Origin of the sequence: Flavobacterium psychroterrae (assembly GCF_018380615.1) — a bacterium.
GTDB classification, from domain to species: Bacteria; Bacteroidota; Bacteroidia; order Flavobacteriales; family Flavobacteriaceae; genus Flavobacterium; species Flavobacterium psychroterrae.
In genome coordinates, this window is record NZ_JAGYVZ010000011.1 from 52,118 (window position 1) to 68,566 (window position 16,449).

Consider the following 16,449-nt stretch of genomic DNA (forward strand, 5'->3'; position numbering starts at 1 on the left):
TTTTTATATTTTAACCCAATTTGTCGGGATTATATCAGTAGTATTTATCGAATCGTCGTTAAACCAAAGTTTTGGAGCAACAACAATTTTATCGGGATTTTTATTAAGCCATGCGCCCCACCAACTAAAGCTGCTGTTTGCAATAATATTATGTTTACAGGAAGACATTAACTTTAAGTCCTCAAAATTCGTTAAAGCATCATTAAAATCAATGTAAACTGTTTCTCTATTGGTCGAAAAATTCAATTTCACCCAATCAATATCATCAGAAAAAACAAAAAAAACGGGATCTTTGACTTTACTTTCGATAATTTCTAAGGCCTCTTTATAATATTCTTCTTTGCTTGTATTGTGTAAAGGATTGTTTAAATAATCTCCTCTTCGAATATGAATTGAAACAGAATTTACTAATTCAATTTTTCTAATGGTGTCTTCAGTTATTTTTTTTAATGGGGTAAGTAATTCAAAATCATTTCGGACTTCTTCCTGATACTTTAAAAAATATTTTTCGGATTGAAAATATCCTTCTAAAAATATATTTCCTTTTAATGTGGCTATATTTGGATTATATCCAAAATCAACTTCTTTATAGAAATTATTTTTTTTATAGAAACTCTTTATTTTTCTTAAATATTTATTTTCCTGTTTATAAACTTTAGAAATAATATTAAAATGATGCAATGCATAATTATGCAGTTGATAAGTTTTAAATTGCGACACATCAATAAATAGCTGCTGCTTTGTTTCTATAGCCAAAGATCTAGCTACAGCATATTGAAATAACTGATTTCCTAAACCTCCAATTAACTGTACTACAATCATCTATTTTTTTAGTAAATTTTCGATAAGTACTAAATCTTCTTCAAGAAGTTCAGGATAATTTCCGCAATAAAAACCATTTGCATGCATCATATCTGCTCCGGGCATTTCATATAATTCTGTTACATACTTTTTATAAAAAGGCTGTTCCTGCATATTTCCGGCTATCATAGGTCTAATTTCTACTCCTGCATTAATAAACTTATCTAAGTAATGTTTTCTTAATTCCGGAGTTTGGCATACGAATGGAAAAGCAAATGTTGACAATCTGTTAATATGATCGTGTTTAAGATGTACAAAATCCGAATTATCTTTTAGAACATTTTCTATTCTTAAATAATTTTGTTCTCGTTTACTGATATTTTCTTCTAAAAATTGCATTTGATATTGACCTAGAAAACCAGTAATTTCTGTAGGTCTAAAATTATAACCTAAATCATAAAAGGTGTATTTTGCCTGAAATTCAGATTCAATCCCAAATTTTGATCTCCATTTTTGCTGTTGTTCAGCATCCAGATTTCTATCCCAGCCGTTTGCTCTTACAATTCTAAGCATTTCGGCAAAATCATCATCACTGGTGCAAACCATTCCTCCTTCGATTGTCGACATATGATGTGCAACAAAAAAAGAAAAACTTCCTCCTATTCCAAAATTTCCTGTAACTCCATCAGGTAATTCAGTTCCTAATGATTCACAATTATCTTCAATTAGAATAATATTTTTTTTATTACAAATTTGTTTTATAACATCAATATCTCCTGTAAAACCTAAAATATTTGTTATAAATAGCGCCTGTAAATCTGTAGTTTTTAATCTTTCAATAAGATGGTAAGACATAGTATTTAATGTGTCCGGCTCGCAATCAAGTGCTACGGGAACCATGCCTAACTGAATAATAGGCATTGTATTAGTCGACCATGTTAATGCTGAAAATGCTACTTTATCACCATCTTTTAGTTTTCCTAAATTTTTTAATGCCTGTAGCATTGCCAAATTTGCGCTCCCTCCGCTATTAAATAATACAGCATGCTTGCATTTTTGATACTGAGCAAATTTGTTTTCAAATTTTTCACACTCAATGTCCATACTTAATCTATCTGCATTAAGAATAAAATCAGCCAAGGCTTTTTTTGTTTCTTCTTCTTTAAGAAATGCTTTTCGCATTAAGGGTATTTTCATTACTGCTTATTTTTATAACTTTTTATTACCTCTTCAATTCCTGTTTCTAATGCTTTATTTGGTTTAAATCCTTCATTTAGCATATTTGATACGTCCATGCATTTTTTGAGCATACCATTGGGTTTAGTTTCATCCCACGAAATTTCGCCTGAATATTCTACCTTAGACAAAATCAACTCGGCTAATTCTTTTATACTAATATCAGTTCCCGGACCAACATTAATAAAATCCGGAGAATTATAATTTTCAAAAAAATATAAAATTGCTTTAGAAAAATCTTCTACGTGCAAAAATTCTCTTCTGGCAATTCCTGTTCCCCATAAAGTCAGGGATGCTGCATTCTCATTTTTAGCATCTACAAATCTTTTAACTAATGATGACAAAACATGCGCATGATTGAGATCAAAAGTATCATTAGGTCCATATAAATTACTAGGAATTAAACTAATTCCGTTAAAACCATATTGTTTATTATAGCTTTCTAATAATTTAATTCCTGTAATTTTTGCAATCGCATATCCTTCGTTTGTTGGCTCCGGTTTTCCGTCTAAAAGATATTCCTCTTTCATAGGTTGTGGCGAAGCTGCGGGATATATGCAGGAACTTGCAATAAATACAAACTTTTTTACACCATGCTTATACGAAGAATTTATGATATTAGATTGCATCATCAGGTTATCATACAAAAAAATTGCAGGATTATCAATATTTGCTTTAATACCACCAACTTTTGCAGCAATATGAATTACATATTCTGGTTTTTCTCTATTAAAAAAATCATCAACTTCTTGCTGATTGATTAAATCTAAGGTTTTATGAGTAGTAGTTAAGATATTAGAATAACCATTTTCTTTAAAAAAATTCAAAGTTATACTGCCTAACATTCCTGTATGACCTGTAATATATATTTTGGCGTTTTTATTTATATTCTTTCCCAATTCTCCCATACAAATTCGTATTGATATGTTAACTTGTGAGTCTTCAAAAGATTATTTTGAATTTGATTCATTCTATCTTGTGCATTTTCAAATAAAAAGTCATGAAATTGAACCTGAATATTTTTAAAAACAGTAATACAATCATTATTTATTAGAGATTCTAAAAGCTCATATTCACCACCTTCTATATTAATTTTGATTAAATCCACTTCCTTAATATTATTTTCCTTTAGAAATTGAACTATTGATTTTAATTTGATTGTCTCAGTGGTTTCAGTCTTTAAATAAACAGATGACGAATTATCTGAAAGACTAATTTGTAAATCAGCATCGGCACCAGCCAATCCAAAATTGAAGGCATGAATCTTTTTATTCTTTATAAATTTATTTTTTATAATTCCGAAAAAATCTTTAATCGGTTCAAAAACAAAAATATTTGAATCATATTTACATAATATATCTGTGGCAAATTCTCCTTTATAGCCTCCAACATCAAAAACTACGGAATCCGAATTTAAATCATAATCTAACCTGAGTGTTTGATCTCCTTTTATAGCAAACCAAGGCTGAACTCTATTATGTTGTAACAAATCATTAGGATGAATTACAGCCTTTTTATTATCATAATTAATGAGAACTTTTATTGCTTTTTTTATTCTTGAGATCATTTTTTTATTTTTGAAAATATGTAATAAATAGTTAGTTGAAAATAATATTAAGAATTTGTTTTTTGCCATTCAGGATTTAAAAACATAAGTCCTACAGATCTTGGTAAACTTCTTATCGTATATTTACCACCATCAACCACTTGAAAGGATAATGCATTTTCAATATTATCGTATATTTCATGCCCCGTTGTATTGGCACTTATTAATGTTATGTTATAAAATCCAGGAAATAATCTTAAGTCTTTAAGGACAACATTATATTCTTCTTCATTATAAGTATGTTTCAATTCATAATTAGAATCTCTTGCCATAATATGAAAAATAGGCATCTCATCCGAAGATTTTATCTGGATGGCTACTTCGGATCTGCTTTCGTTCGAATTATTCTTTAATTTAAATTTAATATTCAAATCATCTCCAATAGAAAATTCCTGACTTAATTTATTATTCTGATTCCTTATTTCTAGTGAAACAAACTCCAGATTTCGACTTCCTTCTCTCTTTGTATTTTCATCAAAAACAATTGAATGCTCTGTATCATTATCATTGCTTAAATAAACATCTAAAGCTTGGTCAATATCACCATTAAACTTAATAGTACCATTTTCAAGAACAATTCCTCTAGTACATAAACTCTTTACCGCTGCCATATTATGACTTACAAATAAAACAGTCCTTCCACCTTCACGAGAAATATCCTGCATTTTTCCTATGGCTTTCTTTTGAAATTCAGCATCCCCAACAGCAAGAACCTCATCAATAACCAAAATTTCCGGTTCTAAAAAAGCTGCTACAGCGAAGGCTAAACGAACTGTCATTCCTGAACTATATCTTTTTACAGGAGTATCGATATATCTCTCGCAACCTGAAAATTCAATAATTTCATCAAGTTTCGAAGTAATTTCTTTTTTTGTCATTCCAAGGATTGCACCATTCAGGAAGACATTTTCCCTTCCGGTCATTTCTCCATTAAATCCTGTACCCACCTCAAGAAGTGAAGCAATTCGACCACGGGATTTTATGCTTCCTGTAGTTGGAGCTGTAACTTTTGAAAGTATCTTTAATAAAGTTGATTTTCCTGCTCCATTTTTTCCTATAATTCCGAGAACCTCACCACTTTCGACCTCAAAATTTATATCCTGCAAAGCCCAAACATAATCTGAATTTCCTTTAGTAGAACGATCGTTTGTGTCACCTATTTTTAAATATGGATTTTCTTTGCCACGTACTTGATGCCACCAACGATTTAAATCATGGATCAATGTTCCTGTACCTACTTGACCTAAACGATATTGTTTAGAGATATTTTCAGCTTTTAATATTATATCCTTTTTCAATTATGAATTGTAAATTATGATTATTTAAAATAATTAGCGTTTCTAAACAGTATCTATAAAACTCTTTTCGGTTTTATTAAATATTAGAAGACCAATAAAAAATACTGCGATTGTTATTGCCAAAGTGTAACTTAATCCTAAAATAGAAATTTCTCCAACATTTAAAAGCATATATCTGGCAGTTTCTATAATATAAGCAAGAGGATTATATTCTACTAACCAACCAAATTCAGGCAACTTTTTTTTGATCAGTTCCATTGGGTACATAACTGCTGATAAATACATTAATAGCTGGATACCAAAACCAACTAAATAGGTAAAATCACGATATTTAGTTACTAGTGAAGAAATAAACATTCCTAATCCCAAACCTAAAATCCCCATAAAGGCAATTAAAACGGGAAAGAAAATTAGTGAAGCATTTAAAGTTAAATTACTACCTGTTAAATAATAGAAAATATAAAATGAGACAAAAATTAAAAATTGAATTCCGAATTTTATCAGATTAGAAATTACTACTGAAAGTGGTGTGATAATTCTGGGAAAGTAAACTTTTCCAAAAATAGCCGCATTGGCTTTAAAAGTATCTGATGTTCCGGTTAAACATGCTGTGAAGTAATTCCAAACTGTAATTCCTGCCAGATTGAATAAAAATGGAGGAACTGTTCCTGTATCAATTCCTGCAACGTTATTAAATATGATAGTAAAAGTTACAGAAGTAAATAAAGGCTGAATTAGATACCAAAGCGGACCTAAAACTGTTTGCTTGTAAACTGTAATAACATCTCGTTTTACAAAAAGAAGTAGTAAATCTCGATATTGCCAAACTTCCTTTAAATTTAATGAGAAGAATTTATTTTTAGGTGTTATTTCAAACAACCAATCATTGGGGCTATTGTTGTCGTTCATTTTGTATTAATTACAATGTACTTGTAATGATTTATTCTTAAAATTAGATTTTGCCATTTATTACATAGCTTCTCGTTTTTATTAACAAGATTTTTAATCGTTTAAAAAATATTTAAAAAGCAAAAAGGCGTTTTATAAAAAAACACCTTTTTAATATTATTTGAAATCAACGTTCAATTTATCATAAGAAACTACTTATCTAAAATTTCAAAAGTAGAATTCATACTTTTAAATTCCGGGACAATTTTTTTCATTTTAGTTACAATATCATCATTTTCATAGAAATCAGCGATACCAATAAGCTCATCAATTTCGATGTGCAAATTTTCATATTCATCCTGGATTTCCTGAGCGATCATGATTTTATTATGATGGGTCGGCAACGTTTTAGAAGTATCATTTAATAATTCTTCGTATAATTTTTCACCTGGTCTTAATCCAACAATTTTTATTTTTATCTCCTTATCAGGAATAAACCCTGCTAACTTAATCATTTTTTTGGCAAGGTCAATTATTTTTACTGGCTTACCCATATCAAAAATATAAATTTCCCCTCCATTACCCATTGCACCAGCTTCAAGAACTAACTGACAAGCCTCAGGAATGGTCATAAAATAACGAATAATATCCTGATGCGTTATAGTAACAGGTCCTCCTTCGGCAATTTGCTTAGTGAACAAAGGAACAACAGAACCGTTAGAACCTAAAACATTTCCAAAACGGGTTGTAATAAATTTTGTAGCGCCTTCAATATTTGCTCTCTGATTTTTCAAAAATAAAGATTGTACATATTTCTCTGCAATTCGTTTGCTGGCTCCCATTACATTACTAGGATTAACCGCTTTATCAGTAGATACCATAACAAATTTTTTGACATGATACTTACAAGATAAGTCAGCTAAATTTTTAGTGCCTTTAATATTTGTCTGAATTGCTTGCGATGGATTTTCTTCCATCAAAGGGACGTGTTTATAAGCCGCCGCATGAAAGACAACATGTGGACTGTAATTTTTAAAAACTTTCTCTAATGCTTTTTTACTTCTTACATCTGCAATAACAGCTACAATTTTTGATTCTGAATTTAAAGTTAAAGTCTCTAAACACAAATTATGAAGAGGTGTTTCGGCATGGTCTAGTATAATCACCATTTTAGGATTAAATCCTAAAACCTGCCTTACTATTTCGCTTCCTATTGATCCGGCTGCACCGGTAATAAGAATTGTTTTATCTTTTAATTGTTTTGAAATTGATTTACTGTCGAGAACAATAGGTTTTCTTTCTAATAAATCTTCAATTTGAATATTTTTTACTTTTTGAGAAATTTCTTTTTGATTTTCCCAATCCGAGATCAAAGGAACCGTATATACTCTATAATTGAATTCTAAACATTGGTCAACAATGATCAATTGCTCTTCTTTAGATAAACTTTTATCAGCTATAATAACACCTTCTGCTGCTACAGAACGCATTAAAGCCGGCAATTTTTTTCGCAAAATCAAAATTGGCAAATCTAACATTCGTTTAGACGCATTTTGATTATTTTTATCTACAAACCCAACAATTTTAAATCGGGAAGGAGTTTCAAATTTCAATGCATTTGCCACAGAAATTGCATTAGCATCTGTTCCGTAAATTACGGTTCTGATTAACTTAGAATTCGTTTTTTCTGAAAAATATAATTCGAAAGTTTGTTTTACTACAACGCGATACAAAAACAAACCGCAAAACGATAAAACTAAATTAATAAAAAGTGCTGTATTTAAAAATGCTTTATGCCCGGTATATAATTCAAAAACTAAATTGAAAAATAGAAAAAATACTAAAACCGACATTTGAGAAAATAACAGTTTTATAGCATCAATATAAGATGAGTGGCGAATAATTCCTGAATAAGTTCTGAAAAGCCAAAAGAAAAATACATTTATAATGATTAAACTTGAAACAAAATAAAACTGATGTGACGTAATTATATAACCTAGTGCTGTTCCTTCAAACAACATATAAGTAAATGTGAATGAAAAAATCAGAACCATTACATCTATCGCAATAATGATCCACCTAGGCAAATAGCTAAGGTTATTAATACTGCTTCTTAGATTCCTTGGAGAGAAAAAATTATGCAACAAAGAGACTATTTTAGTTTGTTTATCTGTATCCAATTTGGTTTAGTTTGATTTTTCAAAGCCTACATGACTTACAAAAGTACAAATTAAAGGTTTTAAAAAATTATTTCTTGAAGTAAATTAGATTTTAACACCTTTTTTCTTTTGATTTAGAAATTCTATCAAATAGGCTCCATAACCTGATTTCACCAAAGGCAAGGCAAGTTCTTCAAGTTGAGAGTCATTTATAAAACCTTGTCTCCAGGCAATTTCTTCAATACAGCCTACTTTTAAGCCTTGTCTTTCTTCAAGAACCTGTACAAATTGTCCAGCTTGCATTAAACTATTAAAAGTTCCTGTATCCAGCCACGCTGTTCCTCTGCTTAAAATACCCACTTTTAAGGCTTCTTTTTCAAGATAAACTTTATTGACATCAGTTATTTCATATTCCCCACGGGCACTTGGTTTAATATTTTTGGCGATCTCAACAACAGAATTATCGTAAAAATATAAACCCGGAACAGCATAACTTGATTTAGGTTCAATTGGCTTTTCTTCAATAGAAATTGCTTTATAATTTTCATCAAATTCAACAACGCCATATCGTTCAGGATCAGAAACATGATAAGCAAAGACAACTCCGCCAACCGGTTTTGTATTTGATTTTAAAAGCTCTTGCATATTAGAACCAAAAAATATGTTATCTCCTAATATTAAAGCTACATCATCATCACCAATAAATTTTTCTCCAATAACAAATGCCTGTGCTAGCCCATTAGGAATTGCTTGTTCAGCATAACTGAATTTACAACCCAAAGTTGAACCGTCACCTAATAATTTTTTAAAATTTGGCAAGTCATGAGGTGTCGAGATAATTAATATTTCGCTTATTCCTGACATCATCAAAGTAGATAACGGATAATAAATCATAGGTTTATCATACACTGGCATCATTTGCTTACTCATAGCAAGCGTTAAAGGATGTAAACGGGTGCCCGAACCTCCAGCTAAAATAATTCCTTTCATAAACTTTTATTTTAGATTTTAACTTTTAGATTTCATATTCGTGAAATACTAAAGCTAAATTATCTTTAATTATATAAACATTTTTTTCAAACTCTCTTTATAATTTGGAATATCCAAATTATATATAGTCTTTATTTTTTTTTTATCTAGTAACGAAAACTCAGGTCGCTTTGCAGGAGTTGGATATGATGCTGATGGTATTCCGCCAACATTGCAATTATACCCTCCTATTTCCTTTATACTCAACGCAAATTCATACCAACTTATTTCTCCTTCATTTGAATAATTGTAAATCCCCGGAATCCAACTGGATGATTCTAAAACACTAATCATTCCATGAGCTAAATCAGCAGCATAAGTTGGTGAACCAATTTGATCATTTACTACATTTATACTATCTTTTTCCTGCATCAGACGTTGCATAGTTTTAACGAAATTATTTCCAAATTTACTATATACCCAAGAAGTTCTTATGACAATTGAATTTGGATTTTCTTTCAAACAAGCGATTTCACCAGCTCTTTTACTGGCTCCATAAATATTTATTGGATTCGTTTCTTCATCTTCATTTAAAGCGATTGAAGATGATCCGTCAAAAACGTAGTCTGTAGATATATGAATTAATTTTGCATTATTCTTAAAAGTATACTTTGCAATTAATTCTACTGCCACATGATTTACTGTAAAAGCTAATTCTCTTTCATTTTCAGCTTTATCAACTGCTGTATATGCACCACAATTAAAAATTATATTTGGCTTAATATCTTCTAATTGACTTTGAAGTGTATCTAAATCATCTAATGTAATTTTAGTTCTATCAGCAAAAATCCATTCATATTGTGGATAATTTGATGATAAAGTGGCAAGTTCAGATCCTAATTGTCCGTTTGCTCCTGTTACAAGAATTCTTTCCATTAAAATAAACTATTACAATTATCAATAAAAGGAAGTACTTGATCTTTTTCTGAAACAATTGCTTCTTTTAAATCCATTCCCCAGTCGATATTAAGAGATGGATCATCAAATTTAATTCCTCCTTCAGCTTCTTTGTTATAAAACTGATCACATTTATACATCACAGAAGCGGTTTCACTAATAACCGAAAACCCATGCGCAAATCCTTGCGGCACTAATAATTGTTTTTTATTTTCTGCTGATAATAAAACACTAAAGGATTTCCCGTAAGTAGGTGAATCTTTTCTTAAATCAACTGCAACATCAATAATCTCACCTTCTAAAACACGTACCAATTTTGTCTGAGCAAAAGGAGGGTTTTGATAATGCAAACCTCTCAAAGTTCCTTTTTTAGAAAAAGATTGATTATCCTGAACGAAATCTATATTAATTCCTAAATCTTCAAATTTAGTTTTGCTGTATGATTCAAAAAAATAACCTCTTTCATCTCCAAAAACTGTAGGCTCGATAACTACTAAATCTTTTATAAATGTTTCTTCAATTTTCATATTAAAATATAACTCTTATTTATTTTTATCTTAGTTAAAGAAGGTTTTGATTACTTCCTTAATTCTATTTTTATCTTCAATTGTTAGATTGGAACCTGATGGCAAACATAATCCTTTTTCAAATATATCTTGAGCTATTTGATTTCCATAATATGGATGTTTTTCAAAAACAGGCTGTAGATGCATGGGTTTCCAGAGTGGGCGAGTTTCGATATTTTGATTTTTAAATGCTATTCTTAGACTTTCGCAATCAATCTCTTTTTCTCTATTTGGTTCTATCAAAATAGTATTTAACCAATAATTTGAATAATAATCTTCATTCAAAACTTCGAAAAGCTTTACGCTTTTTATTTCCTTAAAAACTTCTTTATAAAAAGAATGATTTTCTCTACGGGCAAGTACATTTTTTTCTAAAATTTGAATCTGTCCCAGACCTACTCCTGCACAAATATTACTCATTCTATAATTGTAACCGACTTCACTATGTTGGTAATGAATCGCTTCGTCTTTTGATTGAGTAGCATAAAAAATAGCTTTTTCTTTTATTTTTTTAGAAGTCGTAATTAGTGCACCTCCACTAGATGTGGTAATTATTTTATTCCCATTAAATGAAAGAATTCCAAATGTTCCAAATGTTCCGCATTTTTTTCCTTTATACGAACTGCCAAGAGCTTCAGCACTGTCCTCTATAATTGGAATATTATATTTATCGGCTATCGAATGTATTTCATCAATTTTGTATGGATTTCCATATAGATGAACTGTAATTATCGCTTTGGGTTTTTTACCTTTTTCAATTCGATCTTTAATCGCGATTTCTAATTGTTGGGGACAAATATTCCAAGTATCCAGTTCACTATCTACAAAAACAGGAATTGCTCCCTGATATAAAATAGGATTTGCTGATGCTGAGAAAGTCAAACTTTGACAAATAACTTCATCTTCTGCTTCTACACCTAATAAGATTAAGGCTAAATGAATCGCTGATGTACCTGAATTTAAAGCCGTAACAAATGATTGCTCGCTAAGATAATTTTCTAAAACATTTTCAAACTCATTTACATTTGGTCCTCCAGAAGTTATCCAATTTGTTTCTAAAGCCCGTTGAACATATTCATGTTCGAAACCGCTTTGTTGAGAAAGTGATAAATAAATAGGTTTATTAGGCATTGATTTTCCAATAATCTGATGCATAACGTACGTCATCATCTTCAACATTTGATAATGGCAAAGTAGAAAATGAAATTAGTTTTGAATTACTTTCCAAAGACTCAACTGCATTAGCATAACCAGCCGGAATATGGAGTATTTTACTATCATTCGCAGAAATAATTATAGTCTCAATAATTAAATCTTTAGAAGGATTATCCCAATTATCAATTTGAACAAAATGAATTTTGAATGATCCGTTTAAACAATAAAAATTTTTAGCATCCAGCTTATGTCCTTGCCAGGCACGAATTGGGTTTTCATCAGAATTACTTATAATGTAAAACCTTTCAATATCCTTAAAACTAAAATCATTTACAAATGAAATAGTTCCGCGATGATCTGAAAAAATTCCTCCATTGATTATTTTAGGAATCATGAATTTACTTTTAAATTGCTTTTTTCTAACAAATAAAACTTAATAGAATATATCAAAAGTAATGGTGTTATTACAATTACAAATAACCAAACGTCTTGGACTTTATGATATAAAAACACAACTAAAACTGAAACTAATATTTGAATTATTGCATAATATAAGGATACTAATCTATGCTGAATTTTATATTCGTTACTTAAAACCTGATATAAATGCAGACGATGTGCCTGAAAAATATTTTGTTTTAAATACAGACGATGAATAATGGTACAAATTGCATCAACTCCATATACAGCTAAAAATAAAAGCCAGATAACTGAATTTGTCTTTATAATAAGATTTAAAACTAAATAAATAACCCAAAAGGCAATGGCAATACTACCTATATCTCCGGCAAAACATTTTGCTCTTTTTCTATAGTTAAAAAACAAGAAAACCAAACTTGCAATCATTGCATATTTAATAAAAACAGCATCAATAAAAAATTGAATATTTTTATTAACATATAATAGTGAGCCCATTACTACCAGAGTGTACAAGCCCGTTATTCCGTTAATACCATCCATGAAGTTATAAGCATTAATTAACCCTATTGCCAGTATGTAACTGATAATGACTCCATATAGTGGCATAAAATTAAACACTCCTAAATCATAAAAAATCAAAGAAATTGATAAAAAGTGAATTGAGATTCTAATTTTATTTGATAAACTTTGAATATCATCCCAAAAACTAACTAAACTAACTAATGTAATTCCGGTAAAGAAAAAATAATTGCTCTCAATATGCTGCACAAAATATAATAAAGCGGCAAACCAAAATATGATTCCTCCACCTCTTAATGTAACTTCACTGTGAGAACTTCTTTCGTTAGGTTTGTCTACAATGTTAAAACGATCTGCTACTTTAAAATAAAGCAGCATCATAATCATTAAAAGAATTCCAAGTATTGTGTATTGCATTGTTTATTTATAAACTTTTTTATTAATTTTTAATTTTGTTATCACGTCATAAGTAATTGTAATTCCCTATTAATGAACAATCGCCATATTCTTTACCAATTTCAACAGTTACTATTTAACTGTCCAGCAAACTAATTAAATTTTGAACTTTTAAATAATAAAGACTTATAAGGAATAAATTTAAACTCATCTTTTAGCGAACTCTCGCTATCAAGCTTAATAGATCTAAAATAAGGAAGTAAATAAAAGCAACACATAAATCCAATAAGCAAAAACTGCTTTTTTGATAAAGCATAACGTATAATATCTGCAACAAGAATAATTTCAAAAATTCTAAAATAAATATAAACCCTGGTCAATTCTGTTGATTCCGAAAATATATTTAGAAAAAAAATAGAACAAATATAAAGTATCACCAAATATTTTTGGTAGTCATACTGAAATCCCTTTTTATCAAAATATCTTATCACTAAAAAACCCATTGAATTCATTACCAATAATTTTAATAATGGAACTGCAACCGCAAATTTACTGGAGAAATAATATAAATAATGAGAGCCTTTAAGGAATAAACTTATCCAATAAATAATACCAATTCGTGAAATAATAAATGAAAATACCATCAGCAAATACAAATGGTGAATTTTTATAAAATCAGCAAACCTATATATTACAAAAAAAAGTACAAAAGGAACCAAGCAACTGTAATGGAATGAAGTTCCTATAATCATCCAGAACATATAATTAAAATATTTCTTCTTTAATAAAAATGTAAAAGCATAAAAGGCAATCGTAATGGATAAATATTGTCTAACATAGCTAAATGAATACAAAAACAAAACTGGAACAAAAAAATAAAGTGTCAAAGGGAGGCTACTTTTTTGTGTATAGTTTCTGACACCCAGATACGCAAACAGATAAGTAAAAAAAGAGAAAAAGAAAAAAAGAAATTTGTAATCTAGATTTAAATATCTAAAGATATTCATCATAGTTAAAAAACCTAATTCAAAATCCTTATCTCTTGTACCGGTCTCATACCAATGTATATAACTATTATAGTCCCAACCTATTCTGTCTCTAAAACCTCCAATTAAAATTAAAAGCCCTAAAAAAATTACGCTAATAACTTTTTCTGAAGTTGGATATCTATAGCTAATAAAAAAAAGAGCTAGTATTATAAACATTAAAAAAACATAAAAAATCATACTAACTGTCTGTTTATAATATCGTGATATTTTTTTAGTAAACTTTTAATAAGTTATAAATCATCAATACTATAAAGTACTTAATCTAGAGATCCATATCCTTTTTGTTTATTACTATTTATAAGTTTTGTATCATTTCTAATATCTACTTCGGAAGTTTGTTTTATTTTCTAAAATCATTACTCTAAATCTTCTTTCTTTAAGTATTCCAAAATTGATTGAGGTTTCCAATTCAATAATTTTCTAGCTTTAGAATCATCAAAAGTTAAATCTGAGGTTATTTTTTTTATTTTAAAGGAATTAATTGGCGCTCTGTCACCTAAAAGATCACCCGCTAATCCCATAACTTTTGCAGCATAAATTGATAAACTAAATTGTTGTTTTTTATTTTTGGAAATTGCTAAACTTAGTTCCCTAAAATTAGGATGAAGTCCGTCTGTAAGGTTAAAGATTCCTCCAATGGGAGCAACTGTTAAAATAAAAGAAGCTACATCTTTAGCTAAAACCATACTTTTTTTAGCTATACCTCCTCCAATATTAAAATAATAACCTTTATTAATAGCTTTTATCATAGCCCCTAAATTACCTGGTGGTTTTTTTCCAACTAATAATGGTAATCTTAATATACTACATATTACTTGATTCTTATTACACCAATTTTCAACTAATTTTTCTGCTTCAATTTTACTTATTCCATATGGATCCGTAGCTAATAATGCATGTTCTTCGCAAATATTATTACCTGTTTCTTGTCCATATACTGAAACCGAACTTATAAAAACAAATTGTTTAGGCAAACCGGATTTTTCTAATCCTTTTAATAGATTAGATGTTCCCAAAACGTTAACTTCATGAAACTCTTTTTTTTCAGAATCAGTTTTAGGGATACTGTGAGCTTTACCTGCTGAATGAATAACTAAATTTACTTTAGGTAAAATTGGAATATCTTTAGAAAGATCTGCGGAAATATCTAAATCACCTGACCTACCAAGCGTATAAATTTTTTCATTAATATTTTGTAAAATAATTTTACCTAAAAAACCGTTCGCTCCTGTTAATAATATCATGCAGTCAAAATTTCTTTTTCGATTATATCCCAAATCTCTTTTTGCTCGAAATTACTTATTACAAACTCCCTACCTTTTATACCCATTTTCTTGGCATGAATAGGATTTTCAATAATAGAACTTATAGCATCCGCAATTTTATTTTTTTCAATATCAAAAAAAATTCCAGTTACATTTTCAATTATTGACTCTGAACAACCTGTTGCTCTAGTTGTCAGTATTGGTAATTCCATTGAAGATGCTTCTAAAACAACGGTAGGAAATCCTTCTCTGTAACTTGGCAAAATAAATGCATCCATTATATAATAATAATTCGACGTATCTTCAACATAATCCGTATGAATAATAGAATCATACTCTATTATTTTATTATGGACCAAATCATTAACTTTATCTCGATCTTCAAAAGGACCTACAAGTAATAACTTAACATTTGAATACTTTTTAATGATAAGTTCCCATGCCTCTATAAGATCATTAATTCCTTTATCTTTTACTAATCTGCCGACATATCCAATTACGAAATCTTTTTCATTTATTCCGTTTTTTTTTCTTAAATCACTGAATAATTGTTCTTTATTATTACGATTATATTTTCCATAACAATCAACTCCATTACAAGTTCCTCTTCCCAGAATAATGTTTTTTGTTTTACTATTAAGTTTTTCTTTCTCGCTTATTAATTTTATTTCGTTACTAACACATACCACTTTATTTGCTAAAGATCCTGTAATTCTTTCAATATTTTTTAGAAGAAACCTCTTAAACCCAGTTGATGTTTCAAACATGATTCCATGCCTGAAATAAACCCTATTTTGTATCCTGGCTAAATATGACGCTATCATAGCAATCATTCCTCCTTTTGGAGTGTGCCCAATTACTACATCAATTTTATTTTCAAGTATAATTTTTCTAAGTTTAAAAATAGATTTTATATCCTGAATTGGTGATATCGAACGATTTATAATTAAGGGGATTTTTTTAAATTCTAAGCTATTTGATAATTTAGTAAGGTTTTCTGATGGAGAACAAGCTACAAAAAAATTATATTCAGAATTATTTTTCTTAAAATAAAGAAATTGTTCACCTACAAAATATGGTAAAGAAAAAGACACTGAAACAACATGTAAAACATTTCTTTGCATTTTTAATTTTAATTTTTAGAATTATATTATTTCGCTAATAT

At 29.2% G+C, this 16,449-nt stretch carries 16 protein-coding genes; all 16 read right to left on the reverse strand.

The window, feature by feature from the left end; translation table 11 throughout:
• Positions 1 to 3: 3 nt before the first annotated feature.
• Positions 4 to 822 (reverse strand): alpha-1,2-fucosyltransferase, encoded by an 819-nt coding sequence (locus KHA90_RS12805; protein WP_213300485.1) that lies wholly within the window; start codon positions 820 to 822, stop codon positions 4 to 6.
• Entirely contained in the window at positions 823 to 1,998 is a 1,176-nt protein-coding gene (locus KHA90_RS12810) for a DegT/DnrJ/EryC1/StrS family aminotransferase (RefSeq protein ID WP_244860315.1), read from the reverse strand. It abuts the gene before it with no gap.
• Positions 1,998 to 2,945: a GDP-L-fucose synthase family protein gene (locus tag KHA90_RS12815; protein ID WP_213300488.1), complete on the reverse strand. Its 948-nt coding sequence runs from the start codon at positions 2,943 to 2,945 to the stop codon at positions 1,998 to 2,000. The genes KHA90_RS12810 and KHA90_RS12815 overlap by 1 nt, the downstream gene beginning before the upstream one ends.
• On the reverse strand, positions 2,921 to 3,673 hold the full coding sequence (locus KHA90_RS12820) for an FkbM family methyltransferase (protein WP_213300491.1): 753 nt from the start codon (positions 3,671 to 3,673) through the stop codon (positions 2,921 to 2,923). Before KHA90_RS12820 ends, KHA90_RS12815 begins: the two co-directional genes overlap by 25 nt.
• Entirely contained in the window at positions 3,652 to 4,941 is a 1,290-nt protein-coding gene (locus tag KHA90_RS12825) for an ABC transporter ATP-binding protein (protein WP_244860316.1), read from the reverse strand. The genes KHA90_RS12820 and KHA90_RS12825 overlap by 22 nt, the downstream gene beginning before the upstream one ends.
• 42 nt (positions 4,942 to 4,983) lie before the next feature.
• Positions 4,984 to 5,850, reverse strand: a complete 867-nt coding sequence (locus KHA90_RS12830; protein ID WP_213300494.1) for an ABC transporter permease — start codon at positions 5,848 to 5,850, stop codon at positions 4,984 to 4,986.
• A gap of 191 nt (positions 5,851 to 6,041) precedes the next feature.
• Positions 6,042 to 8,009, reverse strand: coding sequence for a polysaccharide biosynthesis protein (locus KHA90_RS12835; protein ID WP_213300498.1), 1,968 nt, complete (start codon positions 8,007 to 8,009; stop codon positions 6,042 to 6,044).
• Positions 8,010 to 8,093: 84 nt separating this feature from the next.
• Entirely contained in the window at positions 8,094 to 8,978 is an 885-nt protein-coding gene (gene rfbA, locus KHA90_RS12840; protein WP_213300514.1) for a glucose-1-phosphate thymidylyltransferase RfbA, read from the reverse strand.
• 69 nt (positions 8,979 to 9,047) lie between these two features.
• Positions 9,048 to 9,893, reverse strand: coding sequence for a dTDP-4-dehydrorhamnose reductase (gene rfbD, locus KHA90_RS12845; RefSeq protein WP_213300517.1), 846 nt, complete (start codon positions 9,891 to 9,893; stop codon positions 9,048 to 9,050).
• A complete protein-coding gene (gene rfbC / locus KHA90_RS12850; protein WP_213300520.1) occupies positions 9,893 to 10,441 on the reverse strand; it encodes a dTDP-4-dehydrorhamnose 3,5-epimerase in 549 nt (182 codons plus the stop codon). Before rfbC ends, rfbD begins: the two co-directional genes overlap by 1 nt.
• Before the next feature lie 30 nt (positions 10,442 to 10,471).
• Positions 10,472 to 11,611 carry a DegT/DnrJ/EryC1/StrS family aminotransferase gene (locus KHA90_RS12855; protein WP_213300923.1) on the reverse strand — a complete coding sequence of 380 codons (1,140 nt, stop codon included), beginning with the start codon at positions 11,609 to 11,611 and terminating at the stop codon, positions 10,472 to 10,474.
• Positions 11,604 to 12,029 (reverse strand): WxcM-like domain-containing protein, encoded by a 426-nt coding sequence (locus KHA90_RS12860; protein WP_213300537.1) that lies wholly within the window; start codon positions 12,027 to 12,029, stop codon positions 11,604 to 11,606. The genes KHA90_RS12855 and KHA90_RS12860 overlap by 8 nt, the downstream gene beginning before the upstream one ends.
• Positions 12,026 to 12,991: an MraY family glycosyltransferase gene (locus KHA90_RS12865; protein WP_213300538.1), complete on the reverse strand. Its 966-nt coding sequence runs from the start codon at positions 12,989 to 12,991 to the stop codon at positions 12,026 to 12,028. Before KHA90_RS12865 ends, KHA90_RS12860 begins: the two co-directional genes overlap by 4 nt.
• Positions 12,992 to 13,122: 131 nt before the next feature.
• Complete coding sequence (locus KHA90_RS12870; protein WP_213300541.1) at positions 13,123 to 14,196, reverse strand: EpsG family protein; 1,074 nt, start codon at positions 14,194 to 14,196, stop codon at positions 13,123 to 13,125.
• Positions 14,197 to 14,375: 179 nt separating this feature from the next.
• The gene (locus KHA90_RS12875) at positions 14,376 to 15,263 is read right to left on the reverse strand and encodes an NAD-dependent epimerase/dehydratase family protein (protein WP_213300544.1); all 888 of its coding nucleotides are present in this window, start codon (positions 15,261 to 15,263) and stop codon (positions 14,376 to 14,378) included.
• Positions 15,260 to 16,408: a glycosyltransferase family 4 protein gene (locus KHA90_RS12880; protein ID WP_213300547.1), complete on the reverse strand. Its 1,149-nt coding sequence runs from the start codon at positions 16,406 to 16,408 to the stop codon at positions 15,260 to 15,262. Before KHA90_RS12880 ends, KHA90_RS12875 begins: the two co-directional genes overlap by 4 nt.
• Positions 16,409 to 16,449 lie beyond the last annotated feature (41 nt).

Excerpts from the sequence above, each read along its gene's own strand:
- KHA90_RS12805 (WP_213300485.1), bottom strand. The coding sequence starts at position 822 with ATGATTGTAGTACAGTTAATTGGAGGTTTAGGAAATCAGTTATTTCAA.
- KHA90_RS12810 (WP_244860315.1), bottom strand. The coding sequence starts at position 1,998 with ATGAAAATACCCTTAATGCGAAAAGCATTTCTTAAAGAAGAAGAAACA.
- KHA90_RS12815 (WP_213300488.1), bottom strand. The coding sequence starts at position 2,945 with ATGGGAGAATTGGGAAAGAATATAAATAAAAACGCCAAAATATATATT.
- KHA90_RS12820 (WP_213300491.1), bottom strand. The coding sequence starts at position 3,673 with ATGGCAAAAAACAAATTCTTAATATTATTTTCAACTAACTATTTATTA.
- KHA90_RS12830 (WP_213300494.1), bottom strand. The coding sequence starts at position 5,850 with ATGAACGACAACAATAGCCCCAATGATTGGTTGTTTGAAATAACACCT.
- rfbA (WP_213300514.1), bottom strand. The coding sequence starts at position 8,978 with ATGAAAGGAATTATTTTAGCTGGAGGTTCGGGCACCCGTTTACATCCT.
- rfbD (WP_213300517.1), bottom strand. The coding sequence starts at position 9,893 with ATGGAAAGAATTCTTGTAACAGGAGCAAACGGACAATTAGGATCTGAA.
- rfbC (WP_213300520.1), bottom strand. The coding sequence starts at position 10,441 with ATGAAAATTGAAGAAACATTTATAAAAGATTTAGTAGTTATCGAGCCT.
- KHA90_RS12855 (WP_213300923.1), bottom strand. The coding sequence starts at position 11,611 with ATGCCTAATAAACCTATTTATTTATCACTTTCTCAACAAAGCGGTTTC.
- KHA90_RS12860 (WP_213300537.1), bottom strand. The coding sequence starts at position 12,029 with ATGATTCCTAAAATAATCAATGGAGGAATTTTTTCAGATCATCGCGGA.
- KHA90_RS12865 (WP_213300538.1), bottom strand. The coding sequence starts at position 12,991 with ATGCAATACACAATACTTGGAATTCTTTTAATGATTATGATGCTGCTT.
- KHA90_RS12870 (WP_213300541.1), bottom strand. The coding sequence starts at position 14,196 with ATGATTTTTTATGTTTTTTTAATGTTTATAATACTAGCTCTTTTTTTT.
- KHA90_RS12875 (WP_213300544.1), bottom strand. The coding sequence starts at position 15,263 with ATGATATTATTAACAGGAGCGAACGGTTTTTTAGGTAAAATTATTTTA.
- KHA90_RS12880 (WP_213300547.1), bottom strand. The coding sequence starts at position 16,408 with ATGCAAAGAAATGTTTTACATGTTGTTTCAGTGTCTTTTTCTTTACCA.